The sequence below is a fragment of the Ruminococcus gauvreauii genome (genome assembly GCF_025151995.1).
In the GTDB taxonomy this organism is placed as follows: domain Bacteria; phylum Bacillota; class Clostridia; order Lachnospirales; family Lachnospiraceae; genus Ruminococcus_G; species Ruminococcus_G gauvreauii.
Genome location: NZ_CP102290.1, coordinates 1,510,463 through 1,528,234, shown reverse-complemented (window position 1 = coordinate 1,528,234; position 17,772 = coordinate 1,510,463). Strand labels below are relative to the sequence as shown.

The following is a 17,772-nucleotide window of genomic DNA, read 5'->3' as shown; positions in this document are numbered from 1 at the left end:
TACTTTCCCCACATAAGTTACGTGTTATTGCTATTGCTAGATGTAGATAATTTATCACTTAGATTCGAATGATATCCACAAAGCTAATTGAAAAGCAAAGTCTTTATGGGCCTAAGTTATGCAGTATTTTTATAATTCAGTTAATTCAACTGCACCACGTTTTTCATCCAATTATGGCTTCTGTCTAGTCTTCACTTTTATGTCTCGTTATATCTGAAAGTAAATGTAATTTTCACAATCTCCATTAGAGCAGCGGAGATTTATATTTTCTTTATTATATCAAATTTTTCTTCAAAAGTCCTCTTGTTTCCAACTCATTTACTAAAAAACTCACATCAGATGCAGAATTCCACCACAATTTGCTTGTCATCATATACCTTGACGGTCGAAAGATAACGAGTAATCACATCTTTAAGATCGCATTCTCCAGCTTCCACATTGCAGAATTGTTGCCGTATTCTCACCTTAATCTCTATCTGTTCAAGCTGTTGTCTCTTTTTCAGCAGTTCAGATTTTAGATTAGGCAGCACGGATTTTAAATCATTGTATTCTGTAGTGTTAATTTTACCAAGAACCATATCCTCATAAATTTTTTGGTGCTCCTTATTTTGAGTCTCTAAATCCCTTTCCAAACAGTCGATTTGCAGCTTTGACTCAAGCTGTTCTTTACTGCGCTTGTCCGCTTCGTCCTCCCATGAACAGATGCGGTTGGATAATTCAGCACAAACCGCATCTATTACCGCCTTTTCCCTGACATACATCCCTGAACAATGTTCCACACCCATACGGTTTTTCGTAATGCAAGTAAAGAAATACCAATCGGCATTTCTAGCGCCACGTTTACGTTGGAGCTTGCCACCACAATTTCCGCAGATAACCTTACCTTTTAACGGATTATCCTCTATAGATGATTTTACTGTAGTTTCCAGTCTATGCGGCTTACCAGAAAGCAAACACTGAACCTTATCAAAAACAATTTTACTCACAATCGCTTCATGAGTATTTTCTATAAGAATGTTTTCTTTACCCTGAACCAATATGCCAGTGTAAGTGATGTTGGTTAGAGTTTTCTTGACGCTTCTGGTATTCCAAAGACCGTTCCCCTTATCATAATTTCCTTTCAATCCATTTGCTATCGCGTAGCTAATCGGTGTGAATATTTTCTCTTGATTGAGTGTACGGACAATTTTAGTTAATCCCATTTGCCTAACAGCCATGTCAAATATGCGTCGTACCACACCAGCAGCAATGCTATCTACAATGAGCTGATGGCAATTATCTGGTGCTTTTGATAACCGAACGGCGCTCTCGGAGCAACAAATCCGCCTTGCTTAATGCAAAGATCTATACTGCTTTGTGTTTTCTGACGAATGTCTTTTACAAATGCCTCATTCATCAAATTAGTCAGGGGAATAGGAGCCCCTTTCATTTTTAGATTGTTCTTGTTTGTTACTCCGTCAACACTATCCCAATTTTCATTAATGGAAATAAATCTGACACCCTTTACTGGAAAGTATTTTTCAAGATAGAATCCGACATCGATATGTTCCCTACCAAACCGAGACAAGTCTTTAACAATTACACAATTGATCTTTTCATCAGCGATATCCTGAAGCATACGCTGAAATTCATGGCGGTTAAAAGTCGTGCCGCTGGCATTTATGTCAATATAATAATCCTCTAGTTGAATATCATCTTGCAGTAAAACAAAATCCTCAATGATTCTTAACTGATTTTCAATAGAATCTGATGGAATATTTTCTTTTACCACGGAAAGCCGCATATAGGCTGCCGCCCGATACATCTTAGATTTTTGTTTAATCTCTGCAACACTATTCTTTCTGCTTCTCCTGGCCATTGTATAGCCCTCCTTAAAATATTAAGGACTATGGTACTTTTTATCATACCACAGTCCTAAAGTTTTCGCATTATTCTGTTTATTATCAATCAATTCGACATTTTTGTCTATCGTATAAAGGGCCGTTTTATCGTGTTTTGTCGAAATTCTGCTTCCACGACCTTAGGCATTCCCATGTATCGTTATTGATCAATATGGGATTCACAGTACTGGCAATCGCAGACCGAATGGGACATGAAAGTATTGATATCACTTACCGATATGCTCATCTGTTTCCAAGTGAGCAGGTACAAATGGCAGAACAGCTGGATATTGAACGGATGGTAAAATCGAATGGAGAAGAACTTGGACAGTAAAGGAAGATGGAGAAACAAGACGGTAGCATTCCGGGTATCACCAGAAGAAGCAGAGCAGATTGATGCATGTGTCCGATTGTCAGGACTCAGCAAACAGGACTATATCACAAAACGATTAACCTGTCGTGAAATCGTAGTACAGGGAAATCCAAGAGTGTATAAAGCATTGCGAAATCAGATGGCAGAGATTTATGGCGAATTGAAACGTCTGGAAAAATGCAGTGAGGAAAATGAAGAGTTGCTGAGTATCTTGAGACTGGTCGCAGAGACGTTGAACGGATTGAAAGGGGAAAATGAATGACAGCAAAAGAAAAAATGACTGCTCCAGTTGCATCTGTTGGCGCAGATGCGGAACAGCCATTAAGTAATAAATTAACCAACCAAAGTATAGCAGATTTGCCCGGTAAGGGCAATCTGCAAGCCACAAATAATGCGGAAAATACAGTGAAATCAGCAAATAAAAAGAATACGGATGAATTAGAAACAGTTTCTATGATGGAATTATACGATACCGCATATCCACCTAAACTGCCGATTGTAGATGGATTGTTGTACAACGGAATGTATCTATTTGTCGGTTCACCGAAAATAGGAAAGTCATTTTTTATGGCACAGATTGGGTATCACATCAGTAAAGGACTTCCGTTGTGGGGATTTTCAATCAGACAGGGAACTGTTTTATATTTGGCATTGGAAGATGATTATGCAAGATTACAGAAGCGATTATCACAGATGTTTGGAATGGAAGGCAGTGAGAATTTTTATTTTGCTATAAAATCAAAATCGCTCAATGACGGACTGGAAAGGCAGCTTGTAACGTTTGTGACAGAGCATAAAGATGCAAGATTGATTATTATTGATACTCTTCAGAAGGTTCGAGAGGTCGGTGGAGATAAAATCAGTTATGCCAGTGATTATGAGATTGTAACGAAGTTAAAAAAATTCAGTGATGAATATGGTGTTTGTCTTTTAGCAGTTCATCATACAAGAAAATTGGACTCTTCAGATACTTTTGAAACTATTTCCGGCACGAATGGTCTGCTGGGAGCGGCAGATGGAGCGTTTGTTATGCAGAAAGAAAAGCGTACAGATAATAAGGCTGTTCTGGAAGTGGCAGGACGTGATCAACAGGATCAGAAATTATGGTTGAACTTTAACCGGGAGAGATGTGTCTGGGAGCTTACAAAGACAGAAACAGAACTCTGGAAAGAACCAGAAGATCCATTGTTAGAGAAAATCAAAGAACTTGTAACAGAAACTACGCCAGAGTGGGCAGGCACAGCGACAGAGCTTGTGGAAGTATTACAGGTGGAAATGCAACCGAACGCATTATCGCGAAAATTAAATGTCAGCCTGGAACGACTGATTCTGGAATATGGAATCCAGTATAAAACGGAGCGTGGGCATGACGGAAGAAAGAACTATCAGAAGTCAAGGGATGGTTTAAAGGAAGAAAGAAAAAAGAATTGCAGAAAGAAATTGATGAACTGAAAAGCCAGATCAGAGATATGAAAGATTATCTTCCAAGAATTGTGCAGAAAATCGGTTATAGAAGTGTACAGGAATTTTTAAAAGATTTTAAAGTTTCTCAAATTGAGTATAGCCAGTATCGAACTGCAATAGAAAAATGGAAGAAAGAAACGGGCAAAGATCCGGTAGCACATGGTATTAGAGCGAAGCCGGAAGAAAAGAAACAGGAAATACAGAATGAACAGAAAAATAAACAGCATACCCGTAGTCAGAATAAAGATCGGGGAACAAGATAGGAGGACAATCATGGAAAAACACATTATGGGAGAAAACGGAGTCAGTTACACTTTAGGAGAGGACGGTCTGTACTATCCAGACCTGTACCTTTCGGAAGAGACAGAGTATCCGATTGGAAAGTATGGAATGTTGAGAAAAACTTACTTGAAAGAGCATCGGAAAGGATTGTATCTGGAGTTGGTGGTTGCAGGAAAATTAAATGAGCATTTGTATCAGATTGACGAAGAATGTAATCAAATGATGGACAGACTGGTGGAGGAGATAAAAGAAAGGCAGGGAGTGACAGAAGAACTGAAGATGCAGGATCAGATGGCATGGGTCGGGAGAATGAATAATATTCGGGCTTGTGCGGAGGAGAGAAATAATGTTATACTAGACAGAACGTATATTCGAAAGGTGGAGAGAGGTAAAAGATGGCAATTTCATATAATGGACTGTGGAAAATTCTAATTCATAATGGAATGAAAAAAGGGGATTTAAAACGAAGAACAGGGATTAGTAGTGGAACAATTGCTAAAATGACAAATGGGGAAGCAGTAACTTTGACGGTTTTAGAAAAGATATGTAATGAATTAAATTGCGATATTGGGGATCTGGTTGAAATTGACGCTTTTAATGATAAAAAAGTAGGGGAGGAAAAGAATGGAAAAAGATAGATTACTTAAACTTGTAGAAGCTTATCAAGAACATTTTAAACAATATAATAGACCGGATTACAATGAAACAGAAGTTCGTAACGATTTTGTAAATCCATTTTTTGAAATATTAGGATGGGACGTACAAAATAAAAAGAATTTGCCGCAGCATTTAAGAGAAGTAAAGCATGAAGCATCAGTCTTTGTAGAGGAAAACGGAAAACAAGTAAAAAAGAAGCCGGATTATGAATTTCATGTGGGGTCTACACCGTATTTTTTTCTAGAAACTAAAAACCTAATGTAGATATTATGACAAGTAAAGAGGCAGCATTTCAAACCAGACGATATGGTTGGAATGGAAATCTTGAAATATCTGTATTATCAAATTTTACAGATTTGGTTATCTATGATACGTCAGTAAGACCAGATGAGAATGATAAACCTTCGGTTGCACAAGTTGCTCATTTCCATTTTACGGAATATTTGGATAAATTTGATGAGATATCCAGATTACTTTCATATGAGACTGTAATTTCAGGAGATTTTGAAAAGACATTTGCAAATATATCTAGCTCATTAAAGAAAGAACCGTTTGATAAATATTTTTTATCCCAAATAAAAAAATGGAGATTGGTATTAAGCAAAAATATTATTAAGAATAATTCTATGGTTAAGCAGGGGACATTAAATATTTTTGTCCAGAAACTGATTAATCGAATTGTATTTTTAAGAATATGTGAAGATCGAGAATTAGAAAAATATGAAAGCCTTAAAAATATAGGTACATATACAGAGTTAAAAAGAGTCTTTGTAGCAGCAGATAAAAAGTATGACTCTGGATTATTTGAATTGATTGAGGCAGAACAATTTGAAATATCTGATAGCATACTCGTTGATATTTTTAAAGAATTATACTATCCAAATAGCTGCTACGAATTTAGTATAGTAGATCCATTTATTATTGGTCAAATTTATGAATTATTTTTGGAAGAAGAAATAGTAATTAATAATGAAACGGTGGTTGCAGAAAGAAAGCCAGAAATCGTGGATTCGCAGGGTGTGGTAAATACGCCTAAAAATATTGCAGATATTATTGTGAAAACTACATTGATGCCATTGTTTTCTGATGAAAGATTTATGGAATAGGATAGTTATAAAATAGCAGATATTTGTTGTGGTTCTGGAAACTTTTTGCTTTCAGCATATGAGTTCATTATAAATCGTTATATAGAATATTATATGGAGAATGATTTAGATATGGCGATACAAAAAGGATTACTTGTTAGAAATATAGGAAATAACTTCAAATTGTCATATGAAAAAAAGAGAGAGATTTTACAGAAGAACATATGGGGAGTAGATATTGATATTTTGGCTGTTGAAGTTGCTAAGTTTAGTTTGCTTATAAAACTTATAGAAGATAGTTCACTATATGAAATGGAAAGTTTTATAAAAAATAATAGCTGTCGGATTTTACCTAGCTTAGATAACAATATTAAAAATGGCAATAGCCTTGTAGATGAGAAATATATAGAGTTTAATTCTAATATATTGAATGATCCAGAAATGGTTGAAAAAATTAAAATTTTTAATTGGGAAAACGAATTTGCTGGGGGGGAATTTGATGCAATTGTAGGAAATCCACCATTTATCCGTTACCAAGATTTTGATGAAAAATCGAGAGATATTGCATTTTCTTACATGAAAGAAAAATTAACTAATATCTGGTTGCCCTTTTTGGTTTTGTCGTGTTTGGCATTAAGTGAAAATGGAAGATTAGGAATGGTTATTCCAGCAGAGCTCTTTCAAGTGAATTATGCAGGAGAGACGCGAGAATTTTTAGCACGATATTTTGACAGATTAACATTAATTACTTTTCAGAAATTAGTTTTTGAAGAGATTCAACAAGAATTTATTTTGTTATTAGGAGAGAAAAAATCTGAGGATAAGGGAATTCAAGTAATTGAGTTAACTGATCTGGATGATTTAAAAGAACTTGATCTTAATAATTTTTATAACTATGAAATAAAAGAACTTAATCATAGTACAGAAAAATGGATTAAATATTATTTGGCTAATAAGGAAATAAAATTAATTAGACGATTAAGAGAGTGTGAAGAGATACCGTTTACCACAGGGTTATTTGAAATAAATGTGGGATTAGTAAGCGGAGAAAATGCTTTCTTTTTGTTGAACAGGAATACAGTGGATGAATACCAACTTGCTAATTTGACTCGTATGGTTATCGGGAGAACAGAGCAATTAAAAGGTGTTATTTTGTCAGAACGTGATTTTAAGACACTGATTGAAAATGGGAAAAAAGTGTATATGTTTATGCCTAAAAATTTACCGTTTTCAGAACTTAGTAAAGTAGAACAAGAATACATTAATTATGGTGTAGAATAAGGATATAATAAAGGATATAAATGTCGGATAAGAAAAAATTGGTATTGTGTTCCGCAATCTTGGGAACCAGATGCTTTTATCTTAAGGCAGGTTAATCGTTATCCGCGAATTATATTAAATCATGTAAATGCTGTAAGCACAGATACAATTCATAAAGTACGTTTCTTAGACGGAGTTAATCCTGAGTTCGTAGCAGCAGCTTTTTTGAATTCTTTTCATTGGCATTAGCAGAAATAACAGGAAGAAGTTATGGTGGTGGAGTATTAACATTTGAACCGGGAGAAATACGTCAGTTAAAAATTCCGATGAAGAATGCAGAAATGCTAGATGTTAATAAAATAGACACACTAATTCGAGATGACAGGATAGTTGAAGTATTGGATTATACAGATCAGATATTGCTGATAGAAGGTTTAGTATTAACAAAATATGAAGTTGGCACATTAAGAAATATATGGACAAAATTAAGTGAACGCCGGATTGGAAGAAAAGAAAAAAGAATTTCGTAATATTTATATAGTAGGATATTAAAATTCAATGGTGCTGGTGTTGAGTATATGATGATTAAAACGATTTAGAATTTAAGCAATTATGATGTACGAAAAGAGGAATTGAAATGGATTTTTTACCAGATATAGAAAAGTTTAAAAACTTTTTTGATGGAACTGACTCAAAAAATGAAATTTCCATTGCTGTTGAAGAAGCAAAAAAATATGATATATTTAATTTGATTTCAAGGGTATCTGCTTTGAACTTATTTCATCAGAATCAAACGAAATCGGTTATTCTTGATACGTATATAAAGGGGGTATTATGTCAAACAAGAGATCAATTTCCATCTAAATATACCATTAGTTCTGGAAAGTTTCGAAAAATAATTAATCAGATATCAGATACTAACTTAAAGTATTCGATTGATCCTCCAGAAAATATGTTTGTACAGAACATTATGTTTTATGGAAATTATAGGGTCTTAAATGGAATTGATCAAACACCAGCATTTAATCTTCAACACATGATTTCGGTTCTATTTGCAAAAGGGATCGAATATCCAAAAGAATTTTTGGATGAAACATATATATTAGTTAATGGTATGCTTAAAATCTCTGAAAAAATTGCAGGAGGTATTTTAAATACTGAAAATAATCATAATACGGATGAAGAAAAAAGCATAATAATACCTTCGGCCATGGAGTTAAATAAATATACTGAACTAGTCATTACAGATGGAGCGGATTTTCGGAAACTTTTTCTGAATCGAATAGAATTGCTTGATTTAGTTACGATAGAATTTGGAGTTAGATTTGAAGGTGATTTTGATAATAAATCATTTTATACTCGCCCGTTTCTATATAACGAAGAGAAAGATCAGTATATTCTTTTAAATGCCGGCTTACTTCCAACAGCTATTGTATTTTGGATTACTTGTTTGGCAAAAAAATATGGCATATTTGAAGAAGTTCTGGAAAATTATAATGATTATATTTTTCATGAGTGCCAAAAATATTTGCGTAACCTGGGACATAAAAAAGTGCTTGAATCTCAGATGGGTATAGATTTATTTAGCAGTAGTGGATATAAGGAATATATTGCGTCTGTACAAAATAATCAGTTAGTGATTGTTCAGTACTTGTACGATGATGGAAAGAATTATAATGCATGTACATTGCATTCCACTATTGAGAAAAAAGTATTTAATGATGTGGTGTCTAAGCGATTGTCTTATCACTATTCAAAAATAATTGAATATGGTGTGGAGAAGGAAGACATTTTTGTTATCATTATTATTAATTCACTTGGGCGCGGGATGGGCTATGGAATAAAAAAATATGACTATTGTTATCCACCGCTAAGAATTCATCCATTCGAGCTTATGTGTATTAGTATTAATGAGAAAGCTGAAAGCGTATTTATACCAAGATATTTGAAAGCAAAGAATAATTTGCAAACATTTGAAACGGGTATACTTAGTGAATTAAATCAGATAGAAATATATTGTAATAATAATTATTCTTTTTATATGAATGATGAATTTGCACCAGGAGAGGTTACAACATATTTTGCACCAGGTGATTCGCTTGATTATATCATTCGTGCCATCCAAAAGGAGGATAGACGACTTGTTGAAGATGCCTATGGTACTAGGTTTGTTGAAGTTGTTCTTAACGATGAAAAAAGAAAAATATATGTAGATCCCAACTGCGTAAAGAGTCAAGAAATTTGCTACTATATTGAGTTTAAAACCTTCAATATATGGATTGTTGCGAAAGAAATTTCAAATGTAAGAAAAATCGATTTGTGTTATTCGTTAGTGGATTTGATATCATATTGGTTATCTGAATGCAGGCCCGTTCTTGATCAAATAGACGGTTGTGGGCATACTTATGAAATTCAAATTCTTTTATCGGACGGAGCGGATCAGTACTATTATTATAAAGAAAATCCTAAATCATTTAGTGAAACATTAGAAATATGTAATTTGTTTCCGGTGATGGAAATATGTGTTTCACCAGAAGCATTTCAATATTTGAATTATTGCGATAATTCGAGAGAAAAAGAATTTATTACTATAATAATTGATCATATTTACAAGTTAACGGGAAAAATTGATAAAATTAATTATGATTTGAATGTGTTATTTCCCAACCCAATACAGAAAAAAATATTTTCTTTGGATTATCAAGAATATCATTATTTTGAGCCTACTGAAAATCGAGAAAATCATTTTGTACATGGTGAGGATGAAGATATATTATTGAATGAAATAGGGGAAGAGCTTCTTGAAATAGAAAATTGGAATATTGGGATAGTAGATGACGAAGATAGAACAAAAATTGTACATGAAGTGGTTGGAATTCTTTATAAAAAACTTCAGCAAGAAGTAAGCGTATTAAGTTCAAGAAATCTTATAGAAGTATTATATGATGATTTGGAAAAAGTTCTATTTAAACTTATGTTATCGCAAAAAAGATATGCAGAAGATATCGCTTGTTATCCTGAAAGGGAACAAGAAATATTTGAGCGGACAAACAGAGATAATAAATCTTCTATCGCATTAAAATTTCTCATAGAATATATTGCTGCTGTTCCTCCTAAAGGAAATATAAATATTGGTGAGAATCAATATGAGCGATTGATTGCAATATGTTCATTGATAATTGATTGGTCATATAAAAATGATTTATTTTACTATCAGATATTTAATACACCAATAGAAATATTGAAATCACATCGCATTGGAATGAAACAACAAGAATTTCAGCACATGTTTAGTGTTAATGAGGCAATTAGAAAAGAACAACTTATTGCGTCTTCTGTTCTTGATAATTCAGGTGATTTAATTGAATACAAAAGTTATTGGGAAGAAATTAATGATGCTTTTGAAAAAGAATATGGGTATTCACTTTATCAACTTAAACTTTTTGCAGAGGGATTAAGAGAATATAGTAAAAGGCAAAGTGGTGATACAGTTTATGTTGCAAAAATAACGGATATTATTGAATTTATGAGCAAATATGATGCAAGTTTCAACGAAGAAGTAGTAGGTTTGATTATTGATTCAATAGCATTAAGGCAGAGAGAAGATTTTCTTGTGCCACCAGAGCCATTTAGAAAAGAGGATGTATATCCGTGGAGATTTAATAGAGAGTTATCATTTACTAGACGTCCAATTATTATTCGTGGAGATGAAATAATTTGGGGAAATAGACAACTAGATCATATGATAAGATTTACTTTGGGACTAATTAATAATGGTAAATTAAAAGCACATTCTTCTAAAATGAGTTCGCTAGTAGGAAGAATAAGTGATGAAAGAGGAGCTGAATTCAATTATTTTATATACAAGATATTAGTCAATTTCAATGTATTTGAAGTATATCCTAATATTAGTAAAGTTAATGGTGTTTATATATCGGAAAATAATAATATACTGGGTGATATAGATGTGCTGATTATTGATAGAGAGTATCATAAAATAATTGCGGCTGAGGTGAAAAACTTTAATTTTTCTAAAAATCCATATGAGATGCATTTAGAATACAAAAAGATGTTTGAAAATACCAAAAAGAAAAAGGGATATTATACAAAACATTGTCGCCGTGTTGAGTGGTGTAACAAACATATAGATGATTTCAAAAAACAATATGGATTAGATGATGGTGATTGGGGGGCGATAGGGGTGTTTATTTTAAGTCAACCATTGGTAAGTACAGAAATTTATCATAAAGAGATAAAAATGCTCACAGAAAAAGAATTGTCTGTAAGTTCTATTAGAAATATTTATTAGTTATAAAGTATATATTAATTGCAAAAGCTGCGAGGATTGTTTCGAGAATTATAGGAATTTCTAAAAGCAAAAAAATAATAAAAGCAGCTTTATAAAACACGTATCTTGGTGCAATAAATCGATTAAAAGATTGTGAGGTGAAGGCAAGATAAATAAGTAAATTGTTTTCAGAAGAATGTAAGATAACGGATATAAAGTTATTTTAAAAGGTAAAAAGTAAATGATTATATGAAATAAAGATTGCCAAACATTTCCGTTCCATTTATAATGAATTGGCAACAAATTGGCAACAGAAAATCAGCTAGCCAAAATAATATATGTAATAGAGATAAAATAGCGGCGGAAAAGAGATAAGAACTAAACAAATACGTTTAATGGCATCTCTGGATTTGCCGAATTCGAATAACGGACAGAACCCCGGGAATGCTGATAAAATGGGCATTTCCGGGGGTTATTTTATGTCGTTTGACTCCTAAAGCAATCTATTTGTCAGAGGTTCTTATATTTCAAGAGTTTGTCATCGGTCTGACTGATGCTATTGGGCAGTTAGCCGGACTTGCCTGTAAACACCATACTAATAGCAGATTGTTCCGTATTTTATTCTGAAAATAATAGTAAAGAAAACAGCGTTATGATAAAATTTGATTGTTGCAACAGGCGATAAAATTGAAACTGAAAAGGAGAACACTTAATATGGTGAATATTCTTGTGCGGTGGGTTCTTCCGCAATTATCCGTTTTTTGCCTTTCCATATTATCTGATATGTAGTATACTTATCAGATAAAAAGATACGAGGAGATTGACAGATGCCAGGCTCAAAAGGTACGTTATGTATAGATAGTTTTTATCATGCAACCGAATTAAAGATAACAGAGATACAACAATATGAGGATAAAATTTTAATACGAATGAAATCTATATCTAGGAATTGTAAATGTCCGAAATGTGGTTGTATAACAGATAAATACCATGGAACCTATCTTCGTAAAGTACAGGATCTTCCTATTTTGGGGAAAGGAGTCCAACTTGAGATTTGTTCTCATGAGTATAAATGTATGAACAATGACTGTGAAGTAACAACTATTGCTGAAACATTTGATGGATTACTTAATAATTATAGCCGCATGACAGAAAGATGTGCTGACTTTATCTGCACGTTAGCCATGGAAACCAGTTGTGAAGGTTGTGCACGTATTTGTAAGGCGCTTGGAATTAAGATTAGCGGTGATACCGTTATAAGATTACTTTTAAGAAAGTATGAATCTCTCCCCATACCAGAGGTTGGTGATGTAATCGGTGTGGATGATTTTGCATATAAGAAACGTCATACATACGGAACTATTATTGTAAGCCAAAAAACACACGAACCAATTACGTTACTGGATGGAAGAAATGGAAACACGCTAAGAGATTGGCTTAAGAATAATAAAAATATTAAAGTTGTTACACGTGACCGGGCAAGCGCATATGCAAAAGTAATATCGGAAGAATTGCCCGATGCTATGCAAGTGGCAGATAGATTTCATTTACATCAGAACTTATTGGAGGCAATCAAAAAAGCGTTGAATCATGAACTTCCTGCAACGGTAAGTATTCCTCATGTTGAACAGTCCACAGCTATAGAAAAGCCGTGTAAAAAAAATCGAAACTGATGTGGATAACTCTCCTATTTTTTCAGAAAAACGGTATAAAATGATCTGCCAGATACAGAAATTTTTAAATGAAGGCTGTAGTTATCGTGAAATTGCAAAACGAATGGGAGTGGGACGAAATACGATTGCAAAATATCGTGAAGGAGATCCTAAAGAATTAAGTATGTACGGAACCCGACAGAGTAAATTGGACCCGTTTTATCATTTCATTATTCAATGTTTGAATTCTGGATGGAGCAAAAGCAAAGCAGTAAAAGCAATCTATGAAAAAGGATACACAGGTTCAACAAGTAATGCTTTTGAATATTTGTGTAAAATAGAGCAAAAAGAAAACAAATACTTTGATCCTCAGCCATATGTCCGAACAATGACAGAGGGATTGAAATACAGAACAGGCAGTATCGGAAAAGAAAAAGACTATATCACACGTGAAGGAGTATTCCGTTATATGTGGATGAATGCAGAATTAACAGCAGCACATAAAAGCTTTATTTATGATTGTTATCCGGAAGTTTGGGAACTTCATTGCTGTATAAAAGAGTTCCGAAACATTTTCAAAAAACGAAATGTTCCTCTACTTTACCTATTTATAGAAAAATATTGCAAGAGCAAGATTAAAGCACTAAAGAGTTTTGCTGAAGGAATAAAAAGAGACATAGATGCTGTTGAGAACGCTGTAGCCTATGATTACAGTAATGGTTTTGTTGAGGGAACAAATAGCCGGTTGAAGATGATAAAGCGGACAATGTATGGTCGATGTGGAAAACGTTTGCTGGAGGCAAAACTGAGATATGTGGGGAATTGCGGAAACGGATAATTGCGGAAGAACCCCTATCACTGGACAGCAGGGACACGGAAGCCGGAATATTCATATGGAGACAACGGCATGGATATTTTCATACAAACTTAAGAAAAATGTGAGCGAGGAACAGTTTATCGATCGAACAAAAAAGTTACACGATGAGGTCATCTCCAAAGCGAAAGGATTTATCTCCTGGGAACATTATTTACAGGATAAAATGTGGACTGACTTTGTTCTTTGGGAAACGGAGGAAGATGCACATAACGCGACAACGGTGGGACAAGGAAAAGAAGTTACTGAAAATTTTTATGCTTGTATTCAAATGAATACTTGCAGAACATTGATTTCACAACTTGTTAAAAAATACTAGAGACTTCTAGCTTAGAAGAAAATGATAATAAAAATAAGATGATTTATGGTAAATGGATTAATGAGTGGAGAACATGCGGTCAGGTGAAAGGATTCAGATGAATGTACAGATTTTTGGAACAAAGAAGAGTTTTGACAGCAAGAAGGCAGAGCGATACTTTAAGGAACGGGGCATAAAATATCAGTTTATTGATATGAAAGAAAAAGGGCTGAGTAAAGGAGAATTCGGGTCAGTTTGCCAGGCAGTGGGGGGATACGAAAAGCTGATCGATCAGAATTGCAAAGATAAGGATTTACTCGCTCTTGTTACCTATCTTTCGGAGGAGGATCGTGCTGAAAAGATTTGGGAAAATCAGAAGATTATAAAAACACCGATTGTCCGGAACGGAAAGCAGGCGACTGTCGGTTATCAGCCGGATGTATGGAAGATGTGGAATTAAAGATAAAAATCCGGAATGCCTGCAATCTACCGATGATTTAGAAGGAGGAGATGGCGCCATGCGCTATCTCCTCTGCTTATACGCAGGGATCAATATTTGTTTTTGTAAGAGCTGAATATAGTTGGATGGAAATGATTGCGTTTTTTGGGTGTATTGTGTAATATGGATCTATGGATAATTTGCTGAATATTAGGAAAATTTCATAATGAGGAGGAGACATGATGAGGAAGAGGAATAGGCTGCGGCGGACGCTGGCACTATTGATGACTGTGCTGCTGCTGGTGACTATGAGTACCGGAGTTTTGGCGGCGGAGGCTGCCCCGGGCACAATGCCGGTGGACAAACCGGCTGCCAGCGGTGTTCCGACGGAGGATGCAAAGACGGAGATCCCGGAGGTGACAGAGACGCCGGAGATCACGAAGACGCAGGAAGCGACAGAGACCCCGGAGCCCACCAAAACCCCGGAAGCGACAGAGACGCCGGCTCCCGCCGGGACCCCGGAAGAAAAGGGGACACAGGAGACAGAAGCGGCGGAAGATATATTAGATTTGTTTAAGGACGCTGAATCCAGGGGCAATGGCAATGCACGCGCTTCGGCAGAGGGACTTGCAGTAGAGGGCGGTGTGTCGGGTCAGGATTATACCTATGAAAATGGGGTATTGAAGATATTGACGGAAACACCGATGACGGTCTCAAATGTTGGAGCGGAGACAAGTGACCGCATTGAAGTGGCTTTGGATGCTGACGGGACAGCGAACCTGACACTGGCAGGTGTGAGTATCGATGTGCGCCCTTCAGGTGAAGCTGCCGCGATGAAAGTCATTTCCGGCAGACTGAACCTTACCCTGGCAGAAGATTCTGTGAATATGCTGGTGAGCGGAAAGAATTACGCTGGTCTGCAGAACGGTGAACATGAACTGCTGATCCAGTGTGAGAATGAGACGCAGGGGCATGTGTGTGATCTTGAAAGCTGCGGCAAGCTCATGGCAGTGGGCGGAGAGAACGGTGCGGGAATCGGCGGCGGTGCCGGAGAAGACGGCAGTAATATTACGATCTCAGGGGGATGTGTTGGTTCGGTCAGCTACAATCTCGGTGCAGGAATCGGCGGCGGCTATCAAGGGGATGCCGATCATATCGTCATCTCAGGAGGTACGGTATCCGCCTACCCTTTCTATGAAGGTGCAGGAATCGGCGGCGGTACGGAAGGCAGCACCGGAAGTATCAGAATTGTTCCTCCAAACGGCATGCAGATGAAAGTACTGACGGGAGCTGATAACAACAATATGGAGCCGCTTGACGGGTCGCCCTTTGTATCCGATACAGAGATCTCCGGTCTCATAAATGGAGCAAAGGCAGTTTCAATCGAAACTGAAAGTATATCCCCACAGGAGCTTCATGTCGAAGGCGGGATACCGGGTACAGACTATACATACAGAGGGAGTGAACTGACCGTATTAACAGAGACTCCGATGACGATCTCCAATTTGGAGGGTGTGGTGACAGCTGATCACATTGAAGTGGATCTGGATCCTGAAAAGACAGCGAATATCACACTTGCGGGTGTGAATATTGATACGAGTGATGCATATGAAGTTGCTGCACTGCAGGTGATATCCGGGAAACTGAACCTTACTCTGGCAGATGGTTCTGCCAATACATTGCAGTCCGGAGAGGAGTGTGCAGGCCTGCAAAATGATGAACATGAACTGATGATTCAGTGTGAAGGCGCCGGGACCGAAGGTCACAGCTGTGATGCGAATTGCGGAGCGCTGACGGCAGCTGGCGGAGACGGGGCAGCCGGAATTGGCGGCGGTAATTGGATGAATGGCGAAAATATCACCATCCGGGGAGGTGCAGTTACAGCTACCGGAGGCCTGAGCGGAGCAGGAATCGGCGGTGGTGATCGCAGAGGAAACGGAAATAATATCACAATTCTGGGCGGCACGGTGACGGCTTCGGCGGGATACGGAGCAGGAATCGGCGGCGGCTCGGAACGTGACGCGAGCAATATCGTGATCTCAGGAGGCACGGTAACCGCCATGAGCAGGGACGGAGCGGGAATCGGCGGCGGCCACTGGGGCAAGGCAGATGGTATCCACATCTCGGGCGGCACGGTGACTGCCAGCGGTGGCGAAGCAAGTGCAGGGATCGGCAGCAGCGCATGGAGTGACGGAAGCGACATTACCATCTCAGGGGGCACGGTGACAGCTGCCGGCGGTGAAAACGGAGCAGGAATCGGTGGCGGTCAATATGGCAATGGAGTTAATATTACGATATCCGGAGGCATGGTGACTGCAAATCGTGGTGAAAATGCCGCGTCAATCGGCGGCGGCGAATCAGCGGAGAGCGTTGACATTATCATCTCCGGCGGACTCTTTGGCGAGGGGGATGCAGCGGCCAATACGGTGTACGGCATCACACCGACTGACGGGCATCGAGTTATTGCAAACCCGGATGCAGATACCTCCACGGATTACCCTGTCGGTGTGTACACAGAAGGCAATGCCGCGGTTACTCTGAAAGATGCGGTGGTTGTATTTGACGGGGCTGCCGTGGAGGCCGGTGATCTTACTTTTACCGCCCAATATGGCAGTACTGCAGCAGAAACAGAAGACTATGAGTGGCACTATTCCACGGACGGCGAGGAATGGACCGATGGTCTGCCGGTCAATGTGGGAAGCTACACGATGCGTCTGACGGTTAAAGAGAAGCTGTCAGAGGGAGTTCTCTATCTAAAGGCTTCCGCAACAGCCAATCTGACTGTGGAGAAGGGAGAACAGAAGAAACCTGAGGGAGTAAAGGCGGTCAATGTGTCCGGACCGGGGAAGAAGGACGGCAAGCTTACCGGCCTTACCAGCGGGATGGAATATAAACGGAAGACAGATAAGGAATGGACATCGGTGCAGGGCAGTGAGGTGACCGGCCTAGGCGAAGGCACCTATCTGGTGCGCTATAAGGAGACAGAGAATTATAAGGCGGGCGCAACGCTTGAGCTTGTGATCAAGTCCGGCACAGCGGCTCCGACACCGGCAGATCCAAAACCGCCAAAGACACCTTCGAAGGTGACGTCATCAAAGGCTCCCTGGACAGGTGACAATACGGCCGTTTCATTCTGGCTGGCACTCGCAGGCGTCTCAGCCCTTGGTGTGATAACCATGCTCTCCAGACGCAGGAAAAACAAGTAAAGAAGGCTGTTTAT

Annotated in this window: 15 protein-coding genes and 2 pseudogenes; 15 read left to right on the top strand and 2 right to left on the bottom strand. The window is 37.6% G+C overall.

Translation table 11 applies throughout. From position 1 onward, the window contains the following. Positions 1–335: 335 nt before the first annotated feature. Positions 336–1,238 carry a recombinase family protein gene (locus NQ502_RS07415; RefSeq protein ID WP_260046691.1) on the bottom strand — a complete coding sequence of 301 codons (903 nt, stop codon included), beginning with the start codon at positions 1,236–1,238 and terminating at the stop codon, positions 336–338. Positions 1,239–1,255: 17 nt separating this feature from the next. Further along, positions 1,256–1,858 (bottom strand): recombinase family protein, encoded by a 603-nt coding sequence (locus NQ502_RS07410; protein WP_049898033.1) that lies wholly within the window; start codon positions 1,856–1,858, stop codon positions 1,256–1,258. A gap of 149 nt (positions 1,859–2,007) precedes the next feature. Between NQ502_RS07410 and NQ502_RS19470 the strand changes: the two are divergent. The 15 genes and pseudogenes from NQ502_RS19470 to NQ502_RS07330 all read left to right on the top strand — a co-directional run. Further along, a pseudogene (locus tag NQ502_RS19470) lies at positions 2,008–2,214 on the top strand (tyrosine-type recombinase/integrase); the annotation flags it as partial. Next, positions 2,192–2,515, top strand: a complete 324-nt coding sequence (locus NQ502_RS07400) for a plasmid mobilization protein (protein ID WP_028527551.1) — start codon at positions 2,192–2,194, stop codon at positions 2,513–2,515. The pseudogene NQ502_RS19470 and the gene NQ502_RS07400, both read left to right, overlap by 23 nt. Beyond that, a complete protein-coding gene (locus NQ502_RS07395; RefSeq protein ID WP_028527550.1) occupies positions 2,512–3,705 on the top strand; it encodes an AAA family ATPase in 1,194 nt (397 codons plus the stop codon). The genes NQ502_RS07400 and NQ502_RS07395 overlap by 4 nt, the downstream gene beginning before the upstream one ends. Then, the gene (locus tag NQ502_RS07390; RefSeq protein WP_028527549.1) at positions 3,681–3,980 is read left to right on the top strand and encodes a hypothetical protein; all 300 of its coding nucleotides are present in this window, start codon (positions 3,681–3,683) and stop codon (positions 3,978–3,980) included. The genes NQ502_RS07395 and NQ502_RS07390 overlap by 25 nt, the downstream gene beginning before the upstream one ends. Beyond that, positions 3,922–4,431, top strand: a complete 510-nt coding sequence (locus tag NQ502_RS07385) for a TnpV protein (protein ID WP_407691152.1) — start codon at positions 3,922–3,924, stop codon at positions 4,429–4,431. Before NQ502_RS07390 ends, NQ502_RS07385 begins: the two co-directional genes overlap by 59 nt. Continuing rightward, positions 4,395–4,637, top strand: coding sequence for a helix-turn-helix domain-containing protein (locus tag NQ502_RS07380; RefSeq protein ID WP_028527548.1), 243 nt, complete (start codon positions 4,395–4,397; stop codon positions 4,635–4,637). The genes NQ502_RS07385 and NQ502_RS07380 overlap by 37 nt, the downstream gene beginning before the upstream one ends. Beyond that, the gene (locus NQ502_RS07375) at positions 4,624–4,920 is read left to right on the top strand and encodes a hypothetical protein (RefSeq protein WP_028527547.1); all 297 of its coding nucleotides are present in this window, start codon (positions 4,624–4,626) and stop codon (positions 4,918–4,920) included. Before NQ502_RS07380 ends, NQ502_RS07375 begins: the two co-directional genes overlap by 14 nt. 5 nt (positions 4,921–4,925) lie before the next feature. Further along, positions 4,926–5,762 carry a hypothetical protein gene (locus tag NQ502_RS07370; RefSeq protein ID WP_028527546.1) on the top strand — a complete coding sequence of 279 codons (837 nt, stop codon included), beginning with the start codon at positions 4,926–4,928 and terminating at the stop codon, positions 5,760–5,762. Between the two features lie 12 nt (positions 5,763–5,774). Then, positions 5,775–7,531: pseudogene (locus tag NQ502_RS07365) on the top strand (Eco57I restriction-modification methylase domain-containing protein). Positions 7,532–7,638: 107 nt separating this feature from the next. Then, entirely contained in the window at positions 7,639–11,310 is a 3,672-nt protein-coding gene (locus NQ502_RS07355) for a hypothetical protein (protein WP_028527545.1), read from the top strand. Between the two features lie 806 nt (positions 11,311–12,116). Continuing rightward, complete coding sequence (locus tag NQ502_RS07350; RefSeq protein ID WP_028527544.1) at positions 12,117–12,962, top strand: transposase; 846 nt, start codon at positions 12,117–12,119, stop codon at positions 12,960–12,962. 40 nt (positions 12,963–13,002) lie between these two features. Continuing rightward, positions 13,003–13,779, top strand: coding sequence for a transposase (locus NQ502_RS07345; RefSeq protein WP_044982976.1), 777 nt, complete (start codon positions 13,003–13,005; stop codon positions 13,777–13,779). Then, a complete protein-coding gene (locus NQ502_RS07340; protein ID WP_242830211.1) occupies positions 13,754–14,134 on the top strand; it encodes a hypothetical protein in 381 nt (126 codons plus the stop codon). The genes NQ502_RS07345 and NQ502_RS07340 overlap by 26 nt, the downstream gene beginning before the upstream one ends. 97 nt (positions 14,135–14,231) lie before the next feature. Next, positions 14,232–14,573 (top strand): arsenate reductase family protein, encoded by a 342-nt coding sequence (locus NQ502_RS07335; RefSeq protein ID WP_028527541.1) that lies wholly within the window; start codon positions 14,232–14,234, stop codon positions 14,571–14,573. Between the two features lie 221 nt (positions 14,574–14,794). Next, positions 14,795–17,758 (top strand): energy transducer TonB, encoded by a 2,964-nt coding sequence (locus tag NQ502_RS07330; RefSeq protein ID WP_028527540.1) that lies wholly within the window; start codon positions 14,795–14,797, stop codon positions 17,756–17,758. Positions 17,759–17,772 lie beyond the last annotated feature (14 nt).